The following is a 21,842-nucleotide window of genomic DNA, read 5'->3' as shown; positions in this document are numbered from 1 at the left end:
GAAACGATGCGAGTCAAAGTTTTTTAATTGCGGAGCGGTTTTCCTGTGAGAAGCATGTTTTGAATACGTGCCTGGGTCTTTTCCATCCCGACGAGTGAAAGGAAGACCTCGCGTTCGAGATCGAGGAGACGCTGTTCTGAGACGTATCCCAAGTTGGGCATGTCGCCACCAGTCAAGATATGGGCCAGTTTCTCGCCGATCACCTGATCATGATCGGTAATCTTTCCTTGCAACCTAAAACCCTCAATAGCGGAGAGGAGGGCGTAGTATCCACCGCGGCCCGGGAGCAGGATATCACGCCGTGGCTCCGGTCTCTGATAACTACGACTCATTTCGATAACCTTTTTCTTGGCCTCTCCGAGAAGGTGATCTCGAGAGGGGGTGACGACATCTTTTTTGGTCAAATAACCTATTTCTTGTGCCTCCTTGGCTGACGTCGAGACGGAGGCGAAGGCAATCGTCTCAAACGCCTTTTGAACCTTCGCGAAGGGACCTGTTTTGAGCGATTCATCGAATCGACGGATCATCTCCTTGCATCCCCCTCCGGCAGGGATCAGTCCCACACCGACTTCGACAAGCCCCATGTACAATTCTCCATGGGCAACAATCTGATCTGCCCCCAGTGAGACCTCGCATCCCCCTCCGAGGGCTAAATTAAAAGGAGCCGCGACGACCGGTTTTGCTGAGTAACGCAGCCTCATGCAGGCCTGCTGGAAGGACTTCACGACCTCTTCGATCTGTCCCCAGTCTTCGGATTGTGCCGCCAGAAAAAGGAGCATCAGGTTCGCACCGACAGAAAAATTTTCTCCCTCATTATAGAGGACGAGCCCGGAGAAGTCCTTTTCAACCCTTGCGACCGCGTCATTCATGAGATGAATGATCTCGCCATCGATCGCGTTCATCTTGGAGTGGAACTCCAGGCAGGCGACACCGTCACCAACGTCGATTAAAGAGGCAGAGTCATTCTTCAGAATGACCTCGGTTTGTTCCTTGACCGATTTTAAAATAAGGATTCCCGGTCGATCGGGGACCGGGAGATATGACTCTGTTTTTAGGTCAAAGAAATAACGACGCCCGCTCTCTGTTTTGTAAAAGGATCCGATCCCCTTTGTCAGGACCTTCTGGACAAGAGGGGGAGTGGGGAGATTTTCCGACTTCAGTCGCTCAACAACCTTCTGGACCCCCAGCGCATCCCATGTTTCGAAGGGACCGAGGGACCAGTTGAAGCCCCATTTCATTGCGTTATCAATATTAACCACATCATCAGCGATCTCAGGAATGCGATGGGCAGAGTAGAGAAGCATATCCCGAACCGATTTCCAGGCGAGGCTGGCGGCCCGATCTTTTTGATCCACCAGGAACCGGATCCTTTTCGAAACGTCATCGATATTTTTGGTGGCGGAGAGTGATTCATAACGGAACTTGGGCTGGGGCTCATAGTCTAATGTCTTCAGATTGAGCTGGAATATCTCACTGCCCCCATCTTCTTTTTTGATTTTTTTGTAGAATCCCTGGCCAGTTTTTTCACCCAGCATTTTCTTTTCCAACATTTTTTCGACAGGAGCGGGGATTCGATGGGCCTCCCGCTTTTCGTCGCGAGAGCAGTATTCATAGGTATGCTGGGCGACATGGACGAGCGTATCCAAACCGACCATATCCGATGTCCGGAACATCCCACTCTTTGGTCGACCGATGGCAGCCCCCAATATTTTGTCGACCTCACCCACCTGATACCCCTCTTGAAGGATCGTTTGTAATGTGGAGACCCAATTATAAACGCCGATCCGATTCGCGACAAAACTGGGGGTATTTTTCGCATAGACGACCCCTTTGCCGAGCCTTTCCTCGAGGAGATTAACGACCCGTGCGACCGTCTTAGGGTCTGTTTCTGGCGCAGAAACCACCTCGACGAGCTTCATGTACCGGACCGGATTGAAAAAATGGGTGATCAGGAAGTGACGTCGAAATTCCGCCCCCCTCCCTTCCGCCATCGCAGTGAGAGAGAGGCCTGAGGTATTGGAGGTGACGATGGTCCCTGGACGGATGACCTTTTCAACCCGTTCGAAGACCTGGCGCTTGATCTCGAGCTTTTCGACAACTACCTCAATAATCCAATCACACTCCGCAAGTTTCCCCCAATCATCTTCAAAATTTCCTGGGGTGATCAGGCGGGCATCCTTTTTCGAATAAATCAGCGACGGTTTTGCCTTCAGGATATTTTCAATGCCGGCCTTTGCCAGTTTATTCCGATCACCTCCGGCATCTTTTGGAACGATATCGAGGAGGTAAGAGGGGATGCCGGCGCTCGCAAGATGGGCCGCGATACCGCTCCCCATGATGCCAGAACCCAAGACCGCGACTTTTTTAATGCCCTCACCCGTCATAAAATCTCAATGATCGTCGCTGCCCCTTGTCCCCCACCCACACACATCGTCTCCAGACCAATCGACTTCTTGTAAATTGTCAGATCATTAATCAGCGTCGCCATAATTCGTGAACCACTGCATCCCAAGGGATGTCCCAAGGCAATCGCACCGCCATGAGGATTCACCTTTTCCATATCGACGTTAAGCTCTCTCAAGACGGCAAGGGACTGGGCGGCAAACGCCTCGTTGATCTCGATGATGTCGATATCCTTCAATGTCATGCCGGCTCGCTTCAGGACCTTTTGAACCGCCGGGACCGGTCCCATTCCCATGTAGGCAGGGTCGAGTCCAGCGACCGCCATCGCCCGGATTCTGGCGAGCGGTTTGATCCCCAACGCCTTGGCGCGATCGGCAGACATGACCACGACCGCGGCAGCACCATCCGTCAGTGGTGATGAGTTTCCTGCAGTGACGGTTCCCCCTTCCTTGAAGGCCGGTTTGAGCTGGGCCAGTTTTTCAAGTGTCGTCTCCTCGCGTGGATTTTCATCACGTTCCAGCACAATCTTCTTCCCATCGGCTGTTTTAATCTCTACCGGGATCATCTCTGCCTTAAACTTTCCTTCCTTGTGGGCCCGGATCGCCTTTTGATGCGAGGCGAGCGAGAACTTGTCCTGATCTTCACGGCTGATCTTGTACTTGGCCGCGACATTTTCGGCGGTGATTCCCATTGAGATATAGGCCTGTGGGGCCCCCGGTTGGAAAAGTTTTTCATTCAGGGAAGGGTTAAACCCCCCCATCGGGACATGGGTCATTGATTCGACACCACCGGCAACAAAGACCTCACCATTTCCGGTCATGACACGGAGGGCGGCGGTATTGATTGTCTCGAGTCCTGAGGCGCAGAAGCGATTCACGGTGGTCGCGGCTGCGGAAAAGGGGATTCCGGAGAGGAGGCTAATCTGGCGGGCGACATTCATCCCCTGTTCCCCCTCCGGCATCGCACAGCCGATCAGGACATCTTCGATTTCGTTCAAATCAAGCTGAGGGACACGTTTGAGTGCCTCTTTGACCACAAGGGCACCGAGGTCATCGATCCTCATCGTGACATACGACCCTTTCCCAGCCCTTCCCATCGGGCTTCGAACGGCAGAAACAATAACGGCGTCTTTCATAACTTATCCTCCATCCCACATTCCCTGCACCCCCTAACGCACACTGTCAAATTGATTCTGGTCAGGTGATTGGCTCATTAAAAAAATGGAGCAACAATTCTTCCTGCTATACGACCATCTTGACAGAATATGATTGAAAAAGCCCTTGCCCGTGTTGTTGCCATTTTAGGAAGAGGTAGTCCTACAGATTGGATCATCGTAGCAGTAAAAAAGGCTGTTGCGATAGAAGCGGAGACTGCCTTTTCCGCAGTCCCAGGTTTTAATGCCACAGCCGTCAGGGCAGACCAGTTCCAGGTAGGGGGAGGTTGGCGGCGCTTTTTGTTATTTACAAGCCGGGATGTTCGTCTTGCCTGTGCGGAACCAGGTCTGGGGATGGTGAGCAGTATCCGTTTTTCGGGGGAGACTGTCGATCAGATCACTGTGGTGAGGTTCGGTGAACAAGCCTTTTCCCTCGGCGCGTCCCTTTTCCACCGAGTGGCTGATTCGGATCTCTACGTAAGACTCGAAAGAAAAGGACCACTTCCAGAAGGCGTTCGGACCTTACTGGGTCTCGCTTAATCTTAAGAAAATAGAGAAAGGAAAATAAGAGCTGGTCTATAAGCCGGGTTCTGTCTTCGGCAACCATTCCTCTGGGACGTTTGTTACCAAACGCCTCTAGCGATCAACCCTCCGTACCGTCCTTTTCAGGAACCCCATCGGACCAATGGGTTTTAGGGGTACGGTTTACTTGATCTTGCTCCCCGCAGGGTTTACCGGATTTCACTACAGCATCCGCCTTCGCTAAAGCTACGGCGGACCGTACATACTTTCTGTTGCACTTTCCGTCATCTCGCGATGCCAGGTCGTTAACCTGTGCGGCGTCCTGTGGAGCCCGGACTTTCCTCACTCCAAACCTTTTGCAACAAGGCTTGAAAGCGTAGTTGCCCGACCAGCTCTCAATTTTCAAAGATCAATAATTTTCATCAACCGCCTGATTCGCCAGTCGATCCGCATCAAGATTCGCTTCCCGGAACACATGCTTTATAGAGTATTTCTTAAATTGTTTCAAGAGGCGGACCGCTTCTTGAAAAAGAGGTTTGAGTCCCTCGTTCTTGACCCGATATCTTCCGAGGAGTTGGCGTACCATCAGCTCTGAGTCGGCCAAGACCTCAATCTCATCGAATCCTAATTCAATCGCCTTTTTCAAACCGAGCAGGAGGGCTCGGTATTCAGCGATATTGTTTGTTGTTTCTCCAAGGTATTCGCAAAGCTCAGCGACGGTATCCCCATTTTCATCGCAAAGGTAGGCACCGGCACCTGCAGGGCCAGGATTTCCTCGAGCCGCTCCATCGGTATAGAGCCTCACGACTTTCATGGATTAATTGTCAAGAAACCCGAATGCCTTCAGGAGTTTTTTCCCCTCAAGAGGCGAAAGGGAGGAGAGGAGTTCTTTGGACTCCTGAGAAAGAAGGCGGGTGGAGATTTCGGATCTCCCCGACTCCTTTTCCTCCTCGATCTCCTTCAGAAGCTGAACCGCTACCTCCCGCAGGGCACCTCGAATATCTTCCTGGGTGAAGTCGGCTGCCAGGTTTTCGCGCAAACCGTCCAGAGACTCGTAGTCGGCGATGTAGTGAATAACCTCGGCCAATAGGTCTTTGGGTAAAGACTGAATTTTCATGACGAACCTCCTGTGGTGTACAAAATTCGGTAACAAGAAGGACACGAATGGATTGCGGTGAATCGTTGAACCTCAATTAAGAGCTGAGGGGCAATCCTCATATTGCATTGCTGGCAGGTTCCATTGACCACCAGGGCAATAGCGGCTCCGCGAGACGTTTGAATTTTTTCATATTTGGCTCTCAAGCCTGCATCGAGCCGCGCCAGCATCCCTTTTCTTTTTTCTTCGAAGTCGTGTGTCTCTTGGGCAACTTGAGTCTCCTGTTCGGCAAGGCTTTTTAACTCTTCCTCTGCTTTTTGCTTTTCCAATTCATACGCTTGCTGTTTCTCATTCAAATCCTTCTGAATCTCTTCAAGTTCGGCGGTTAACTTCAAAACTCGATCTTCCATCTGTTTTTGGGCATTTTTGGTCTCGGCAATTTCTTTGAGGGCTGCCTGGTATTCTTTATTTGTCTTGATTTGATTTACTTTTGATTCGAATGCCATCAAACGGTCTCTGGAGAATTGGACCTCCGATTCGATGCCGATTTTCTCTTTTTCAAGCACCGCGGTCCTCGCTTTTTTTTCGGTCATTTGAACTTCAGCAGCTTCTAACTGGTGGGTGAGCTCTTCACGACGCTTCGGGGCATCACCGATTTTACTTCGAATCTTCGTGATCTCGCGATCAATCTGGGAAAGATCGTAGAGTTGCTGAAGTTGATCTTGAATGATTCTTGCTTCGCTCATTTTATCCTCTGGGCCCGGGAGGAATCGAACCTCCAACGACCCGGTTATGAGCCGGGGGCTCTGCCAATTGAGCTACAGGCCCGGTCAATCAACAAAACTTCTAAGCCTCTTCGCGCGACTCGGATGGCGCAACTTGCGCAGCGCCTTTGCCTCGATCTGTCGGATCCGTTCACGGGTGACTGAAAAATTGCGCCCCACCTCTTCTAAAGTATGATCCGATTTTTCTCCAATACCAAACCGCATTCGCAAAACCTTTTCTTCTCGTGGTGTCAGCGTGGCAAGGACCCGCTGGGTTTGTTCCGCCAGATTAAATCCGGTGACGGCATCAGAAGGGGTTGGAATCGATTTATCTTCGATGAAATCACCCAGATGACTGTCTTCTTCTTCGCCAATCGGTGTTTCCAGAGAAATAGGTTCTTTGGCAATCCTCAGGACCTTGCGCACCTTTTCCAGAGGGAGCTCCATTTTTTCAGCGATCTCTTCCGGGGTTGGTTCCCGACCAAGATCCTGGACCAGATATCTCGAAGTTCGGATGAGCTTATTGATGGTTTCGATCATGTGTACAGGGATCCGAATCGTTCTTGCCTGATCCGCGATCGCTCGCGTGATTGCCTGGCGAATCCACCAGGTGGCATAGGTGCTAAATTTGTACCCCCGCTTATATTCAAATTTATCGACCGCCTTCATGAGGCCGATATTCCCCTCCTGAATCAGATCCAGAAATTGAAGACCTCTGTTTGTATATTTCTTCGCAATGCTGACGACAAGACGGAGATTGGCTTCTACAAGTTCTGACTTCGCCCTTTCCGCAAAGGCCTGAGCCCTATAGATATCTTTAATGGTTTGCCTTAAAGTTTTCGCATCATCGCCGAAGTTTTTCAACGCCTCGCGAATTTTCTTTTCGGCCTGCTGATAAGATTCAAAGAGAGGATCAAGCTCTTCAGGTTCCATCTTGAGCTCATCGGCGACCTTCCGACGAAGATAGGGACTCCGACGATACCGTCCCGTCAGCTCTTTAATCCCTTCCAAATCGGTGTTCAGACGACGCCTAAGGTTGGCCTGGATCTTTTCCTGCTCATCGAGCGTCTCTTCAAAACTGATCAGACTGCCAATAAGATTGTCGATCGTCTTTTTGTTGAGGCGCATGTCTTTGAGGGAGTTCAGGATGATCTCCCGGGCCTCCGCAGCTTCATTCTCTGCCTTTTTACGATTCTCTTCCCGAAGTCGTTCATTGCTTGCGCGCCCCGTCTTTTTTCGGTAGAGCGCTGCCGCCGTACGAACCCGGCTCATTAATTTTAGAACCTTGAGTCGATACTCTGATTCATCAAGCCCTTGGCCATCTTCAATATCATCAAAATCCTTGACCAGCTCCGCAACGCGGATCTTACTTTTCGAAAGTTTCTCACCCATCTCCAGGAAATCGTTCAATCCGATCGGTGTCTGAATCAGAATACGAAGGACTTCGTCTTCACCTTGTTCAATCTTCTTGGCGATTTCCACCTCTCCTTCTCTTGTGAGGAGAGGGACCGAACCCATTTTGCGGAGATAGAGACGGACCGGGTCTGTTGATTTGCTGGCGACTTCAAGATCGGTATCAAAAGATTTTGAATCAATCGGTTCAGGAAGGACAGGTTTCTCCTCGATCGAATACCCTTCTGGCGTCCCGACCTTGTTTTTTATTGCCTTGGCGTCATCTTCACCGTCGACAACTTCAATATCCATCTCATCGAACATGTTGAGGACATCGTCGAGTTGTTCGGCCGAAACGACATCATCTGGCAACGCCTCATTAACCTCTTCATAAGTTAAGAACCCTTTTTCCTTGCCTAAGGTAATGAGTTCCTTGACTTCTTTGAGTTCTTTTTTTTCTGGGTTGGTGGTTGTTGCTTCAGCCTTCATTAATTTCTTTCTCCTAATGTAATGTATTGATATCTCTCAAAAGCATATTTTTTTGTTTCAAGAGCTCTCTGACTTTCACCAGATCATGGGCCCTTTCCGCCTCTCGGATCTCTCGAGAGATTCCTTTCAAAAGGCCCCGATACCGTCCAAGATGGAAGTTTTTAATGCAGTCACGAGCAAAAACCTCTTCTTTCTCTTCCCACTCTGTGGCCCCGATGGCCAATTCGGTTAATATCTTCCTCAAGCCTTCTGAGAGTTCCTGAGTGACAATCCGTCCCACATCAATCGCCCGGTTCCCTTCATAATCAACCCTGAGCCGTTCCCAGGCCTCCCCTAAAAGAAGGAAGCTAAAATCAGAACCCCTTATTTCCAGAAGGAGATCTGCAGGCGGTACGCGTCCCGAGATCAGAATTTCAACAAGCGTCTTCTCAACCACCGGAACTCGATGTTCATCCTCGTGGAAATCAGGTAAAAAGTTGCTTCCTTTCTTCGACCTTTTCAAGGTGGTCTCGGCAACAATTTTCTCAGGGAGTCCAATAAGATGCGCAACCTTCTGAATATAGAGACTTTTCTCTACATCCCCTGCCAGGAGGGTCAGAAAATGACCGATTCTTTCCACAGCGGTTCGCTTTCCAGAGGCGGAATCTCCTCCCTCTTCAACGATTTTCTCCAGGGTGGCATCCAGGAGCAGAGGGGCCCTTTCAATACGATCCAGGATCGGTTTTGCCCCTTCCTTCATGACAAAACTATCGGGATCTTCTGAGGGATTTAGGGTAACGGCGCGAGGCATAATCCCCAGAGGCAGGCAGACCTCGAGCGCCCGCATTGCTGCCTTTTGTCCTGCAGCATCGCCGTCGAAAATAAGGATAAAATTTGAGGTGTAACGTTTGAGAAGCGTGACCTGCTTTTCTGTCAAGGCGGTGCCTAGGGGCGCGACGGTGTTCATGATTCCTTCCTGGTAGAGACGGAGTTGATCAAAATTTCCCTCAACCAGAATGACCTGGTCCTTCATTCGGATCGGTTGTTTAGCAACATGAAATCCCAGGAGTGATTCGCTTTTGTTGTAAATGGGGGAATCGGCTGAGTTGAGATATTTTGGATCGACTTCTGAATCCAAAGAACGCCCACTAAAACCAAGAATCTCTCCTTGGGGAGAGACAATTGTAAAAATAAGGCGATCTCGGAAGAAATCATAAAATGTCTGGTCATCTCTTTTTCGTATAAGTCCGACTTTTTCGGCCGCTTCGAGAGAGATCCCTTTTTCCCTGAGGTGATTGACAAGTTCACGGCCAGAGGGAACGGCATAACCCAGGAGTGCCTCTCGGGCGCTCTTGAGATTGATTTTTCGTCCCTCCAGATACCCCCTGCCTTTTTTACCTTTCTCGCCTTCATGAAGGTTGTCGAAGAAATGACGGGCAGCGATTCGATTGATTTTCAGAAGGAGCTCTTTTTCCGATTTCTTTTTTTGATGGGCAGGGCTGTCCTGAAAGCTTTTTTTGAGTGTAATCCCAAAGCGCTGGGCCAGTTTTTCCAAGGCTTGCGGGAACTCCAATGATTCATATTTCATCAGAAAGCCGATAACATTTCCTCCCTCACCACACCCAAAACAATGGAAGATCTGGCGTTCTGGATTCACCATGAAAGAGGCTGTTTTTTCAGGATGAAAAGGGCAGAGACCTTTGAAGTGTCGTCCCGCCTTTTTTAAGGGCAAAAAATCACCTATGACCTGAACAATATCGGCCGCACGACGGACCTTGTCGATCTCTTCGTCATCAAAATATGGAATAGGAAGCCCCCTTATTTCAGAAGATCCTGGACAATCTTCCCCACAACCGATCCGTCGGCCTGTCCCGCCAACTCCTTCATCAAAACCCTCATCACTTTTCCAATATCCTTCGGTGAGGTAGCGCCCATAGATCCAATAATCTCTTTTACTTTTTTTCGAATTTCTTCTTCAGGAAGTTCCGGAGGAAGAAACGCCTTCAGAATCTCGAGCTCACGTTTTTCCTTCTCAACGAGATCCTTTCTTCCCCCTTTTTCAAATTGCTCGATCGACTCCCGCCTCTGTTTGCAGAGAGTCGCGAGCACGCGCTGGATTTCATCTTCGTTTAAGACTCCTCGCTTTTCAATCTCCTTGTATTTGATGGCCGATGAGGCCATCCGGATCGTATCTAGCTTGATTTGATCCTTGGACTTGGCGGCTGCAATAGCGCCTTTCTTGAGTTCTTCTTGGATTGACATGGAACTTACCAGGGCTCCCTAATACGGAATTTTTTCAGCGCCCTTTTCCTTGCTGCGATTTTTTTCTTCTTTCGTCTTACAGACGGTTTTTCATAATGCTCTCTTTTACGAAGTTCGGTTAACAGACCCGCCTTTTCGCAAGATCGTTTGAATCGCCGGACAGCGCTTTCGAATGATTCACCTTCTCGGATCTTAATGCCTGACACCTGTGGCACTCCTTTGAAAAATTCAAATAAAAACAACGTCTTAACAAAACGCCAAGGTGGTGAAGGTTAGGGTGAGAAAAAATGATTGTCAAGCAGGTTTTTGTAACAACATTTCAGAGGGTTACCCGATATTTAATGTGAGAGGAAAAGAATTTATGGGTGAGGTCTATTCCCCAATCGGGACTCGTTTGATCGAGGCGGTTGTTGCTTCGCTTCCTGTCCCAGGGGTTCCCGCTTCTGAAAAACCAGTTCCCATTGACCGTTTTGTTCCGGCTGAGTCTGCCTCCTCAGCGACTTCTCGCGTTCAAGTTGAGGAAGAAGAACTTGATCTTAAAAAAGTGATGGCTGTAGCAGGAATTGCTGTTGCTGGGGCGGCGATGATTGCCGGTGCCTATTTTCTTTCGAAAAAAGTAGATACAGAGACTATCGTAACAGGTCTGAGGAGTCTTTTCAAAGGAGCGACCCATCTTCATCTTGAAAGAATCGTTACCCCTCTTGTGAGATGGCTTCCCACTGCAGTGGCAACTGCCGCGGTAGCCTATTTATTGCAGAGGGTGTCGTCTCCTGACGTTTTCTCAGATCCCTCTTTAGAAAAATTTAGTTTGGTGAGTGGCCGATGGTCTCAACAGGGACGAGTGAGTTTATTCCAGAAACCGATAGAGATTGCTCCTTCGACCCGTCCACCGGCTTTATCTCCACAAAAAAGTACTTCTTCTCTTGGCAGATCCTTCCCATTAGCTCCTCAGGGAAAAGGGATTCATATCCTTCATACCGTCAGGATGGTGGATGCGAAGATTGGACGTCCGATCGCTATCGAACAGCCAAGAGCCCTTACTTTTCAATACCCATATCGTGATCGCAGCGGTCAAATACTAGAGGCTGACAGGCCTGTAGCGACCTGGATCCTTTTGACAAATCGATATTTAAGGGGTGACAGTTCTCCACCGCCTGCTCCTGTGAGGGAGAGGAGAGGGGAAGCGGTTCCACCACTCCTCCCGATGAGAGAGGATTCTTTGACTCCGGATGGAGGAGATGCAGAGACGAGAGTTGTGTTGGAAAATTCCGAGAGAGAGGCCTCACCTGCAGGGACGAGAGAGGGGCTTGCTCCTCTTTTTGCTAAAGCTAGAAATTCCTATCTGATGCCGTATGAGTTGTCGGAAAGGGGGAATGGGGTTTCAGGGGCCCTTCCTCCCGAGGCCGGTTTTATCCCTTCCTTGATCCAACAGCAATCTTTGGTCTTGGCGGCATCTGATCTCCCTGGGCAGGATAGCCCTTCAGTCATTCCAGCTCCGAGGGGTAGGACTTCTTTATTGAAACGAAAACGAGTTTCGTTGTCAGGGGAGCGGAGAGGGGAAGGGAAATTGCTACTTGAGGGAGGGCGATCCAGAGGCCTTTTTGGTTCTGTGGAATTTTCACCCCTTGCTCCAGAATCATCGGCTACCTACTTTTGTTTCACCCCTCAGATGCAGCCTCGCATCGTCAGTTTCCCAATGGACACAAGCGCCCTCAAGCCTCGAGGGAGTGATTACAGCACCCAAATAGAGGCAGTGGCTCAGGTGCTGGAGTATGAGATCCATGCCGAAGAAGTTTCCGAGGACCTGCCCGAGGTCCCAGAACCTGAAGAGGCGGCAGAGGGTCAAGAACAACAGGGAGACCACCAAGATCGGAGACGCGATTCTGAAGAGGAAGAGTTGACAGAAGTAGTTTGAAAAGTTACCGCCAACCTAATAAACTCACTCAATAGGGAAGGAGATTTTTATGGCAGGAGTTGCTGTCGCTGAGAAAGCCCAGGAGATGGAGGAAAAGAGCGCTGAAGAGGTCTTAAAATGGGCCCTCCAGACCTACCATCCGCGGATCGCGCTCGCCTCCAGCTTTGGGGCTGAGGATGTGGTCCTGATCGATATAATGGTGAAGATCAACCCGAAGGCGCGGATTTTTACCCTCGATACCGGTCGTCTGAATCCCGAGACCTATGATGTCATGGATCGGGTTCGTGAGCGATACGGGATCAAGCTCGAGGTGATGTTCCCGAAGTGGGATACGGTCGAGGCGATGGTCAGAGAGAAGGGGATGAATCTTTTCTATGACTCGATCGAGAACCGGAAGGAATGTTGCGGTATTCGCAAGGTCGAGCCGCTGAATCGTGCGTTAAAGGGGCTCGATGCCTGGGTGACAGGTTTAAGACGGGAACAGTCCGTGACCCGAACCGCTGTGGCCAAGATTGAAGTTGATGAGGCGCATAACAAGATGATCAAGGTGAATCCGATCGCTGATTGGACGAAGGATCAGGTTTGGGACTACATCAAAAAGAACGGGGTCCCCTACAACAAACTCCATGATGCCGGTTATCCTTCGATCGGTTGTGCCCCCTGCACACGCGCCGTGAAACCTGGAGAGAATGAGCGCGCCGGTCGCTGGTGGTGGGAAAATCCGGAGACCAAGGAATGCGGGCTTCATGTAAAGAAGTAGATGACAGAAGTCTTCCTCTCAGAGCCACCTGTTGTTACCTTAGCTGGGTTTATTGGGGAACCATACAATCTCTCTATCGCTGCGGCGAGGACCTGTTACTCCTCGAAGGGGATCCTGACGACGGCGGATGTCGTTAAGGATTCAGCGGCCCTTGCGCTTCGGGATAAGATTGCGAAGTCAACCCTCGAGGCGGGACATCTGACAACCCGGCAGCATGGAAGTTTTGTCTTTGCGCTCGATAAAATTTCACGCCACTTCATCTGGTCGTTTCTGCACAGCCATCCTTTTTACAATTCAGAACAGGTGAGTCAGAGATACGTGAAGGTCGCCCCCGGCCATTTCACGATCCCTCCACTCAAGGATCGGCAGAAGGATCGGTATCTTGAGGTCGTCAACCTCCAGATGGAGACCTATAATCGACTCATTGAGCTTCTTCTTCCGGATATTCGGCGAAGATTCTTTAAAATTTTTCCGGCACGGGAAAAGTCAGAAAAGATTTACGAAGCGAAACTGAAAAAACGGGCCTATGAAATCGCTCGGTATATCCTGCCGGTCGCGACACATTCTTACATGTACCATACGGTAAGTGCCCTGACACTTTTGCGCTACTACCGATTGTCAGAATTGTTCGATACCCCTTTTGAGCAGCGTTATGTGGTCCAGAAGATGGTTGATGCGGTCTGCGAGGCGGATCCTGATTTTAAAAAGGAGCTCAAAGATCCAATTCCTCTGGAAGAGACGCCTGAGTACCGGTTCTTTTCAGAAAAATTTGGCAGATTTAATCCCGCAAGAAATAAGGAATTTATCCGGGAGTTTGATCAATCTCTCGACGGGCATGATTCAAGGCTCGTTGACTACAAATCAAACGCCGAGGCGGTCCTAGCCCAGTCGGTGCGGGAGGTGCTGGGCCTTTTCAAAGCGCAACTTGTCGATGATGAGGCGATCGATCTTGTTATGAATCCGGCAAAGAATTCCTATTTTGGAGATACGCTCAATCTCACAACGCTCTCCAAGCTGACACGGACGATGGCCCATCCTCACTACACCTTTCAGAAAAAGATCTCGCATACCGCTGACTCGCAGGATCAACGTCACCGGATGACCCCGGCCTCGCGCCCGATCCTGTTCGCTCATTATACCGGAGAGCCGGATTATATTTCGCCAATGCTGATTCGGGAGAACGACGGGCCTCGACAAGTTTACGAAGAGGCGATGCGGAAGATTTTCCGAGGGATCAATGATCTCTTGAGTGATGGGGTCTCTCCTGAATTCGCGCTCTACCTCTTGCCGAACGCCTTTCCGATCCGGTTTCAGGAGTCGGGGGATCTCTTGAATCTGCATCATAAATGGCGCACGCGCGCCTGTTACGATGCGCAAGAGGAGATCTTCTTCGCGACGATCGATGAACTGAAACAGGTGCAGGAGATCCATCCGCGGATTGCACGACATATCCTTGCCCCTTGTTATTTAAGAAAAGGGGCGGGGATCAAACCGTACTGTCCCGAGGGGGATCGGTACTGCGGCGTGCCGGTTTGGAAGTATGGGATTGAGCAGTACGAGCGGCTTCTTTAGTCGTTTCCCGACGATCCTGTGGCGTGTAGTTCCCTCACCTTCTTGACATTGGTAGACCAAGAGTCGTCCATCCAGACAAGAGGAGGTTGAGGGGCGCCGTCGACATTCAGATAAACGCGGGTTGAGAAGCTGCGTCCATTGTGTAAAGACTCTACGACAACTGTTGCCTCGCCATTGGGTTGGGCTTGTGACGCGCCCAATTTACAGATCACCGCCGAGTCAACGATCGGTTCCGGTTTCAAGTGAAGTTGATCTCTCCAATCGGCCTCGGTCAGGGGATGGCAGGATGAGGCCAAGCGGATTTCAGTTAAGGTAAAAAACTTTTGTAGGCGACCCCAATGACGTTGGGCGGTTTCGAATATTTGTCGATGAGGATCAGTCACTTCATATGTTTCATTAGTCCACCCGCAAGTAGGTTCCGAACCTTTAGGAGTGATATAGGTAGGCTCATGAGGGGCGAGGGCGCTACCGACGATCTGACTGTAATAAGTCCTGCTGTAATAAGTCCTGTTTGAGTCTCCTCCATCTGAGCTCACACACGGCCTTCCATAGCTGACATCGCTGACATAAAAATTGATCCTATCCCGACTGATCATCATCTTATGAATTTCACGAGAAGCGGCCTGTCGCCGCTGGTATGCTACAGTTAACAGGGCTGCACCTCCTCCAAGGCCAGCTGCGATACCCAGTAAAGTTCGTAATCTCATGAGGACCTCCTTGATAGACAAGAAAAACTTACCCTGCTCTTCGGCATTCAGCCCTTTGAGTTGCTAGTTTTTTCTCTAACAACCCGATTGAAATGAGTCGACAATCCCACCTTGTCTGCCGCCGCTTGAATCGATGAGATGGTTACTGCTAGAACAGAACTCAAAATGATCGGGATGCCTGCTTGACGAGTCAGATCCATCGACGCTAAGGCAGGACCATGATCCTCCGAATCAAAAGCCTGAGACTCAGGACGATTATTGGGACCGATGACTGGGAAAGAAAGGTCAAACAAGACATTGTTGTTCATATTGAGATGGATATTGATGCCCAAAAGGCATGCAAGACAGATCGATTGAAAGATACGGTTAATTATAAGCCGATGACGAAGGCGATTATTCGACATGTCGAATCGTCGCGTTATTTCCTGATCGAGAAATTAGCCAGTGAAATTCTCAAACTTGTGATGAAAAACAGGAAGGTCCTTCGTGCGACGGTCGAGGTTGAGAAACCATTCGCCCTCCGGTTCGCCGATTCGGTTTCTGTGAAGGTCAGCTCTGATGAATCTTAAAGGAAAAACAGTACTCATTACCGGCGCCGCGAGGCGTTTGGGGCGGGCGCTTGCCGAAAGATTCGCCTCTAAAGGCTCGAACGTTCTCATTCATTATGGAAAGTCTCGCAGAGAAGCGCTTGCGCTCGTTTCTAATCTTCGGAATCGGAGTGTGGAATCCGATGCCTATCAGGCGGAGCTTTCCGATCTGAAATCGATCGCTCGAATGGTTCGAAAAATAAGGCGCGATGGCTACTCGATCGACATCCTGATCAACAACGCCTCGATTTTTTATCCAGCGCCTTTTGGTCGTGTGAAAGAAGGTGACTGGGATGCCTTTCTGGATATCAATTTGAAGGCCCCTTTTTTTCTGATCCAGTCGATTGCCCCGCTTATGAGAAGAGGGGGGAGGATTATTAATATCGGTGACAGGGGAGGGGGTCGTCCTGACAAAAATTTTCTCCCTTACTCTATCTCAAAGGCAGCTCTCATCGCCCTTACCGAAGGGCTTGCCAAGATCCTGCCCCCCAAGATACAGATTTTTGCCGTCTGTCCCGGTCCGATTCTGCCAGCCTCCTATCTTGGGAAGGGGCGCCAGAAAAAGGTGATGGGAAGAATGTCGAAAAAGTGGTGGGGGACGGTGGAAGATTTTGTGAAGGCGGTTTTTTTGAATGTTTCAAATCTGTAAAACAATTTACTTTTGTTACGGCCACCGGTTGATGGGTCACGAAGGGGGGTGTGGCCACTTGCATGGACATAATGCGAGGGTGGAGATTCTCTTGAAGAGTGAGACGCTCGATCAGAGGGATTTCGTCTTTGACTTTGGTGAGATCACCGCTAAGGTCAAGACCTGGATCGATCAGGAGATGGATCACAAAATGCTCCTCCGAAAAGACGATCCGTTGATCGGTCCCCTAAGAGAGCTTGGAGAACCGGTCGTGGTTTTTGAGGCGAACCCCTCTGCGGAGGCGATTGCCCGGAAGATTTATCGCTACGCTGTTCAGAAGGAATTACCTGTGGAAGAGGTGAAGGTCTGGGAGACCGAGAGTGCTTGGGCTTCCTATCGAGGAGAATGAAACATGAAGAAAATTCTCGTTTTTCAACATGCCGAGACAGAGACTTTAGGGAATCTTGAGAAGGAGATCCGTCTTCAAAATCTGGAATATGAGATTCTCGAGGTCTATCGAAATCCGCAATTTCCGACAGGAAAGGAACTGGAAGAGAAGTACAGTGCGGTCATCAGTCTCGGTGGACCAATGTCTGTTTATGAAATGAAGAATGGGCGTTATCCCTGGATGGAGAAGGAATTTCTCCTCCTCCGTGAGGCATTACGTCTGAAGATGCCAATTTTGGGGATCTGTCTGGGTTCTCAGCTTCTTGCCCATGCCGCCGGGGCTGAGGTGAGGAAAGGGCCGAAGAAAGAGATCGGCTGGCATTGGATTCGTTTCGATGATTGGTTTTCGAAGAGGAATCCGCTGACCTTTCAATGCGATCTTTCAAAACAGCATATTGTTTTTCATTGGCATGGAGATCTTTTTGATCTCCCGGTCGAGGGGTATCGTCTCGCCTGGAATGATCATTATCCGGTGCAGATGTTTTGTTATCAGGGAAACGCCGTGGGGATCCAGTTTCATCCGGAAATGACGGAAGAGATGATCAAAAAATGGGTCGCTTCGGAGCGTGATGGGCTTCATCGTTCCGGAATGGATCCGGAAAAGATTTTAGACGAGATCCCGAGCTATCTCCCGGATCTCGCAAAGTTGTGCCACAAGTTTTTTTATGGTTTTGCCACACTCATTCGTGAAAATGTGAGGCGAGCGGCGTAAAGATGTCACACGATCTACCTCAGTGGGGTTCGCTCCTTATTATTCCGGCGGGTGCCGTTGTCCTCTTTCTGCTTAAGAAATTTATCTTTCGTTTGCTCAGAAAATGGACCGAACGGACGGAAGGGAAATGGGATGATCTGATTGTTGAGGCGTTGGATCGGCCCGTCACGCTTTTTTTGTTGGCTGGAGTGGTTGGGCTTCTCCCACCTTTTTTGTCCCTTTCTGATAATTGGCAAAGGACAATCGGACTCTTGGCGCGGCTCCTTGCGATCTTCGGGTTTGCCCTCTTTATTCAGAAGATCCTTCTCGAGCTCCATCGTCGCTATGTTTCGAATCACGAGTCTTTTAAAAATTATTCCAGCCTGATTCGTGTTTTTATCACGATCGGCGTCTATGCCCTTTTTCTGCTGATCTTCCTGGATACGGCGGGGATCTCGATCACGCCGATCATCGCTTCACTGGGTGTGGGGAGTATCGCAATTGCCTTGGCCCTACAGGATGCGCTCGCTAACCTTTTCTCAGGATTTTACATCCTGATCGACAAGCCGGTTCGAGTGGGGGACTTCGTGAAGCTCGAATCAGGTGATTGCGGTTACGTTGAGTCGATCGGCTGGAGGGGGGTCCGGATTCGGCTTCTTCCGAACAATATCGTTGTCATTCCGAACTCTAAATTGTCCGGCAGTGTCATTACGAACTACCATTACCCCGATAAGGAGATGGCCTTCACGGTTGACGTGGGTGTTGATTATTCCAGTTCATTGGAAAAGGTGGAGACAGTGACAGTCGAGATTGCGCGAGACGTGATGAAATCGGTGACGGGGGGTATTCCGGGATTCGAACCGGTGGTTCGCTTTCATACCTTTGGGGATTCGAGTATTAATTTTTCCGTCGCTCTCAGGGCTCGGGAATATACCGATCAGTTCCTGCTCAAACATGAATTCATCAAGAGGCTCCATCAGCGTTATCAGAAGGAAGGGATCTCGATCCCGTTTCCCGTTCGGACAGTTTACTTGCAGAAGGAGACATAAGTCTGTATACTCTCAAACCGTGATGGATAGGCGACTTCTTGGAATTTCCCTTTTTATCCTCCTGACAGCCGGTTGTGGCACCGTGATAAACGGTCAGATCTATCTCGATGAAAACAATAATCTTAACAAGGAAGAGACCGAACCTGTCTTGGCTGGTGTTATCATCTCGGTCAATCGCGAAGGAAAGGCCCATGGAGACGTGGTGACCGATCGGGATGGAAAGTTTAAACTGGAAATTGATCCGTCGAAGATCGAACCTTCTGGAGATTCAGGAAATTCAACAGAGGCCAAAACCCCGGGAAAGGCCAAGTATTGTGTGAAGATCCAGCAGGCCTCGCTGATCTCTCAGGCAGTTGCGATTTTGCCGAGACCACAGCAAGTTCAACTCGCGGCGTTAGAGACGAATCAGGGGACGGCAGGGGGAAGCCAGCAGCAGTCGGGTCAAACAGCATCAGGCGGTACGACATCCGGTGAGACAACCTCCGGAAGCCAGCAAGGTTCAGGAAACGAGGATCAGAAAAAGACGACTGACGAAAAAGCTGACACATCAGATTCCAAAACGACGACAACAGATTCTGGGGTGAAACAACAGGTGGGTGCCTTGGAGGCCTGTCGTGAGGGGATAGGTGTTGTGGAGATCAATGTCGCGGTTGCTCCGAAATATGACAAGATCATTGCCAAGATCGCTGTCCCTGAGACCAAGACAATGACGGTGGGTGAGCGGACCAACGCCTCGGTTTGTTACCCCGTGCGATGCAAATTGGAACCTTTTGCCCTTCCCGAAGGGTTGGAGCCGTGCGGTTCCCCTCAAGGAGGACTCCAGTTTGATGTCGTGACACGGCAGATGACGATTCCGGTAGACATGCCCTCTTCCACCGGTGGGTCGACAGGAATTCCGGGAGGGGAGATCAAGTGTGATCCGGTCTGTCTCCAATTAAATGATCGCGCCTCGGGGGAGATTGCCTTTACTCCGGCAGCGATTTGTCCGGACGATCAAACCATTACCCTCCATAAACACCTCTTCAAGGTCGAAAAACAACCTGAGTTGGTTGTGGAACACTCCATTCTCTCAGGATCCTTGGGTCTCGGCCAGACGGTGACTGTTCGCGCACTCGCTCGCAATAACAGTCAGAGGGATCTGACAGGGGCAAAATTGATTGTCGAATTGACCGGCTCTTCTACGATTCAATCGACTCCTGAAGGGTGTAACAATCTGGGGCAGAAGATTGAGTGTATGTCAAATCTTGCCAAAGGAGCCGAGATTTCAAAAAATGTCGCCTTCCAACTTCCCGCTGAAATCAACGGAGACACCACATTCAAGATTAATACCTCCTTCACACCTGTCTCCGGGGCAGCAGTCACCGCGACAGAGATTTCACAAACGGTCGTTGACCCAACACCTCCCAATAATAATCCTCAGCAATGATGAAAAAGTTTCGCGGGGGAGACAAGCTTCTTCACTGGTATCGCACCCATCGACGAGACCTCCCTTGGCGTAAGACGAAAGACCCTTACCGGATCTGGGTTTCGGAGATCATGCTCCAGCAGACGACGGTCGAGACGGTGATTCCGTATTATGAGAAATTTTTGAAACGATTTCCGACGATCGAATCACTTGCAGTGGCAGAAGAGGATGAGGTGCTACGGTATTGGTCGGGGCTCGGGTACTATTCGCGAGCGAGGAATCTATTGAAGGCAGCTAAGATAATCGTTGATCAGATGGGAGCTCGAGGGAGAGCGGTATCTCTCTCGAATCAAGCGAGGATCTGGCTTTGCCAGTCCGAGCGAATAGACTGGCAGCAACTCCCCGGCATCGGTCGCTACACCGCCGGGGCGATTGCCTCGATCGCGTTTGGGGAAAGGGTCCCGGTAGTCGATGGGAATGTGGTTCGGGTCCTGTCACGACTCTTTTTGATCGGAAGTGATCCCAAAAGTCCTGCAGGCCAGAAGATCTTTTGGGGTCTCGCCGCGCTGATTTTGCCCGATAGGGATGTTGGCGATTTTAATCAGGCGCTCATGGAACTCGGTGCGACAATTTGTACACCGAGACGACCCGCCTGTTTGGTCTGCCCTGTCTACGATGAGTGTGAGGCGCGTAAAAAGGGGAGACAGGATCTGTATCCACGATTGGCAAAAAGGGCTCCTGCTCAGAAGATCACGATGACGGCAGCCTTGATTCAAAAAGGTGATTCTCTCCTCATGGTTCGCAGGCCTGCGAAGGGGATCTTGAAAGAGATGTGGGAATTTCCGATGGTGGAGGGGGGGGCTGAGAGATTAGTCAGGGATTTCGGTTTCAGACCGATTCGTGCTTTGGGATCGATTCGGCACTCTGTTTTGAATAAGAGATTAGTCATTACCCCTTATCTCTGCCAAATGAGCCGAATTCCACGAATGAAATCTCAATGGATTCATCCGGAGGAGATCGATCGATTCCCAACCTCATCGATGAATCGAAAGATCCTTTCAAAACTTCTCTGAACTTGTCCTTTCCATTTCCTCCTTCAGATACCGCTGCCAGCGGCTGTGGGTGTCCTTTTTCAGGGTTCGGAGGAATTCCATGAGGTGGCGGATCTCGATCCCGACAAAGGGGAAGGTGGTGCGTGGGGAATTGGCCATCGTCCCACCATAGCCCAAGGCGATAAAATCGAGGAAGGTGAGACCAAGTCCCCCAAAGGCATCGATCCGGTCCTCGACGATATTGTCGCCATTGAGTGGGGCGACCTCGCGTCGGAGCAGAATTCCCGTGAAGAGGTTCACACGGACTGCCCGCATCGCCTTCGAAAGAAAACTGTAATGTTTGTCCGGATCCATCGCCCGTGCAAAGGAGAAGGAGAGGGCGCCTGTCGAGTAGGCGGCGCGCAGGACTCCATTCGGATTGGGATGAAAGATATTAATCGGCTGGATAAAGGCGAAGTCGATATCCCACTTGGTTCCGTCATGGTGATAACGAAAGAAATATTCCTGAACGTTATTCGGATTTTTGAGTGAGGTGAATTTAATGCCGAGGAGGTCTCCCTCGTCAAACTCATACTGCAGGAGGAGACCGTACATATAAATGGTGTTGGTTTTTCCCGTCTCGATCAGACGCTCCAGATTCACGATCTTTCGGTTCGGTTGGCGGTTGAAAACCCGTTCGGAGAGTTTTTGTTCAAAAGAGGAACTTTCCTGAAAAATAGCGATCGATCTGAAATTTCCCCGATGAAGTCCCCCCATCTCGATACGATAGGTTCTCGCAAACTCTTTGGGGAGTCGGATCGCACCCCACTGGGTGATGACACAGGGTTTCAGGGTACACCCCTCTGCCGGGATCCAGCTCCGTTCCTTTCCCTTTATTCCACGGTCGTATCCAACATTCTGATCAGCGTGAGCGACCGAAGCGGAAAGAGAGATGACAACAACAAAAAATAGTTTTAAGAAAAAAAACAT

General features: G+C 50.1%; 22 protein-coding genes, 1 tRNA gene and 1 other RNA gene. 11 read left to right on the top strand and 13 right to left on the bottom strand.

Going from position 1 to position 21,842, the window contains the following annotated elements:
- Nucleotides 1-23 precede the first annotated feature (23 nt).
- Both HYT76_00695 and HYT76_00690 read right to left on the bottom strand, forming a co-directional pair.
- Entirely contained in the window at nt 24-2,384 is a 2,361-nt protein-coding gene (locus tag HYT76_00695) for a 3-hydroxyacyl-CoA dehydrogenase/enoyl-CoA hydratase family protein (GenBank protein MBI2082061.1), read from the bottom strand.
- On the bottom strand, nt 2,381-3,538 hold the full coding sequence (locus tag HYT76_00690; GenBank protein ID MBI2082060.1) for a thiolase family protein: 1,158 nt from the start codon (nt 3,536-3,538) through the stop codon (nt 2,381-2,383). Before HYT76_00690 ends, HYT76_00695 begins: the two co-directional genes overlap by 4 nt.
- Before the next feature lie 129 nt (nt 3,539-3,667).
- Here HYT76_00690 and HYT76_00685 point away from each other — a divergent pair, with 129 nt between their 5' ends.
- Entirely contained in the window at nt 3,668-4,096 is a 429-nt protein-coding gene (locus tag HYT76_00685; protein ID MBI2082059.1) for a hypothetical protein, read from the top strand.
- Nucleotides 4,097-4,119: 23 nt separating this feature from the next.
- Here HYT76_00685 and rnpB read toward each other — a convergent pair.
- The 9 genes from rnpB to HYT76_00640 all read right to left on the bottom strand — a co-directional run bounded on the left by rnpB (nt 4,120) and on the right by HYT76_00640 (nt 10,266).
- Nucleotides 4,120-4,474, bottom strand: an RNA gene (gene rnpB, locus HYT76_00680) — RNase P RNA component class A.
- A gap of 13 nt (nt 4,475-4,487) precedes the next feature.
- Nucleotides 4,488-4,892, bottom strand: coding sequence for a ribonuclease HI family protein (locus tag HYT76_00675; protein MBI2082058.1), 405 nt, complete (start codon nt 4,890-4,892; stop codon nt 4,488-4,490).
- A 3-nt stretch (nt 4,893-4,895) separates the two neighbouring features.
- The gene (locus tag HYT76_00670) at nt 4,896-5,195 is read right to left on the bottom strand and encodes a hypothetical protein (protein ID MBI2082057.1); all 300 of its coding nucleotides are present in this window, start codon (nt 5,193-5,195) and stop codon (nt 4,896-4,898) included.
- Nucleotides 5,192-5,920 (bottom strand): hypothetical protein, encoded by a 729-nt coding sequence (locus HYT76_00665; protein MBI2082056.1) that lies wholly within the window; start codon nt 5,918-5,920, stop codon nt 5,192-5,194. Before HYT76_00665 ends, HYT76_00670 begins: the two co-directional genes overlap by 4 nt.
- 9 nt (nt 5,921-5,929) lie before the next feature.
- Nucleotides 5,930-6,002: transfer RNA gene (locus HYT76_00660), tRNA-Ile, on the bottom strand.
- Nucleotides 6,003-6,004: 2 nt separating this feature from the next.
- Nucleotides 6,005-7,819, bottom strand: a complete 1,815-nt coding sequence (gene rpoD, locus HYT76_00655; GenBank protein MBI2082055.1) for an RNA polymerase sigma factor RpoD — start codon at nt 7,817-7,819, stop codon at nt 6,005-6,007.
- A 13-nt stretch (nt 7,820-7,832) separates the two neighbouring features.
- A complete protein-coding gene (locus tag HYT76_00650) occupies nt 7,833-9,530 on the bottom strand; it encodes a DNA primase (protein MBI2082054.1) in 1,698 nt (565 codons plus the stop codon).
- An 86-nt stretch (nt 9,531-9,616) separates the two neighbouring features.
- On the bottom strand, nt 9,617-10,060 hold the full coding sequence (locus HYT76_00645) for a GatB/YqeY domain-containing protein (GenBank protein ID MBI2082053.1): 444 nt from the start codon (nt 10,058-10,060) through the stop codon (nt 9,617-9,619).
- Nucleotides 10,061-10,065: 5 nt separating this feature from the next.
- Entirely contained in the window at nt 10,066-10,266 is a 201-nt protein-coding gene (locus HYT76_00640; GenBank protein MBI2082052.1) for a 30S ribosomal protein S21, read from the bottom strand.
- 155 nt (nt 10,267-10,421) lie between these two features.
- On the opposite strand from HYT76_00640, the gene HYT76_00635 reads away from it, so the two are divergent.
- From HYT76_00635 to HYT76_00625, 3 genes are read left to right on the top strand one after another with little or no spacing between them, the layout of a single operon-like run.
- On the top strand, nt 10,422-11,975 hold the full coding sequence (locus HYT76_00635) for a hypothetical protein (protein MBI2082051.1): 1,554 nt from the start codon (nt 10,422-10,424) through the stop codon (nt 11,973-11,975).
- 49 nt (nt 11,976-12,024) lie between these two features.
- Nucleotides 12,025-12,735 carry a phosphoadenylyl-sulfate reductase gene (locus HYT76_00630; GenBank protein ID MBI2082050.1) on the top strand — a complete coding sequence of 237 codons (711 nt, stop codon included), beginning with the start codon at nt 12,025-12,027 and terminating at the stop codon, nt 12,733-12,735.
- Complete coding sequence (locus HYT76_00625) at nt 12,736-14,307, top strand: FAD-dependent thymidylate synthase (protein ID MBI2082049.1); 1,572 nt, start codon at nt 12,736-12,738, stop codon at nt 14,305-14,307.
- Here the strand turns inward: HYT76_00625 and HYT76_00620 are convergent.
- Nucleotides 14,304-15,014, bottom strand: a complete 711-nt coding sequence (locus HYT76_00620) for a hypothetical protein (GenBank protein MBI2082048.1) — start codon at nt 15,012-15,014, stop codon at nt 14,304-14,306. The two genes, HYT76_00625 and HYT76_00620, sit on opposite strands and share 4 nt — an antisense overlap.
- Before the next feature lie 218 nt (nt 15,015-15,232).
- Between HYT76_00620 and folB the strand changes: the two genes are divergently transcribed.
- Genes folB through mutY form a run of 7 tightly spaced genes read left to right on the top strand, consistent with a single transcriptional unit; the run spans nt 15,233 to nt 20,894 of the window.
- A complete protein-coding gene (folB, locus tag HYT76_00615; protein MBI2082047.1) occupies nt 15,233-15,583 on the top strand; it encodes a dihydroneopterin aldolase in 351 nt (116 codons plus the stop codon).
- Nucleotides 15,573-16,250, top strand: a complete 678-nt coding sequence (locus tag HYT76_00610) for an SDR family NAD(P)-dependent oxidoreductase (protein ID MBI2082046.1) — start codon at nt 15,573-15,575, stop codon at nt 16,248-16,250. The genes folB and HYT76_00610 overlap by 11 nt, the downstream gene beginning before the upstream one ends.
- Nucleotides 16,234-16,638, top strand: coding sequence for a 6-carboxytetrahydropterin synthase (locus HYT76_00605; GenBank protein MBI2082045.1), 405 nt, complete (start codon nt 16,234-16,236; stop codon nt 16,636-16,638). The genes HYT76_00610 and HYT76_00605 overlap by 17 nt, the downstream gene beginning before the upstream one ends.
- Nucleotides 16,639-16,641: 3 nt before the next feature.
- Nucleotides 16,642-17,388: a type 1 glutamine amidotransferase gene (locus HYT76_00600; GenBank protein ID MBI2082044.1), complete on the top strand. Its 747-nt coding sequence runs from the start codon at nt 16,642-16,644 to the stop codon at nt 17,386-17,388.
- A gap of 2 nt (nt 17,389-17,390) precedes the next feature.
- Nucleotides 17,391-18,416, top strand: a complete 1,026-nt coding sequence (locus HYT76_00595) for a mechanosensitive ion channel (GenBank protein ID MBI2082043.1) — start codon at nt 17,391-17,393, stop codon at nt 18,414-18,416.
- Between the two features lie 19 nt (nt 18,417-18,435).
- Nucleotides 18,436-19,842: a hypothetical protein gene (locus HYT76_00590; protein MBI2082042.1), complete on the top strand. Its 1,407-nt coding sequence runs from the start codon at nt 18,436-18,438 to the stop codon at nt 19,840-19,842.
- Nucleotides 19,842-20,894, top strand: a complete 1,053-nt coding sequence (mutY, locus tag HYT76_00585) for an A/G-specific adenine glycosylase (protein MBI2082041.1) — start codon at nt 19,842-19,844, stop codon at nt 20,892-20,894. The genes HYT76_00590 and mutY overlap by 1 nt, the downstream gene beginning before the upstream one ends.
- Here mutY and HYT76_00580 read toward each other — a convergent pair.
- On the bottom strand, nt 20,880-21,842 hold the full coding sequence (locus HYT76_00580) for a hypothetical protein (GenBank protein MBI2082040.1): 963 nt from the start codon (nt 21,840-21,842) through the stop codon (nt 20,880-20,882). The two genes, mutY and HYT76_00580, sit on opposite strands and share 15 nt — an antisense overlap.

It is taken from the genome of Deltaproteobacteria bacterium (assembly GCA_016180845.1).
In the GTDB taxonomy this organism is placed as follows: domain Bacteria; phylum UBA10199; class UBA10199; order JACPAL01; family JACPAL01; genus JACPAK01.
The sequence above is the reverse complement of the archived record's forward strand: the minus strand, read 5'-3'. Positions and strand labels throughout refer to the sequence as shown.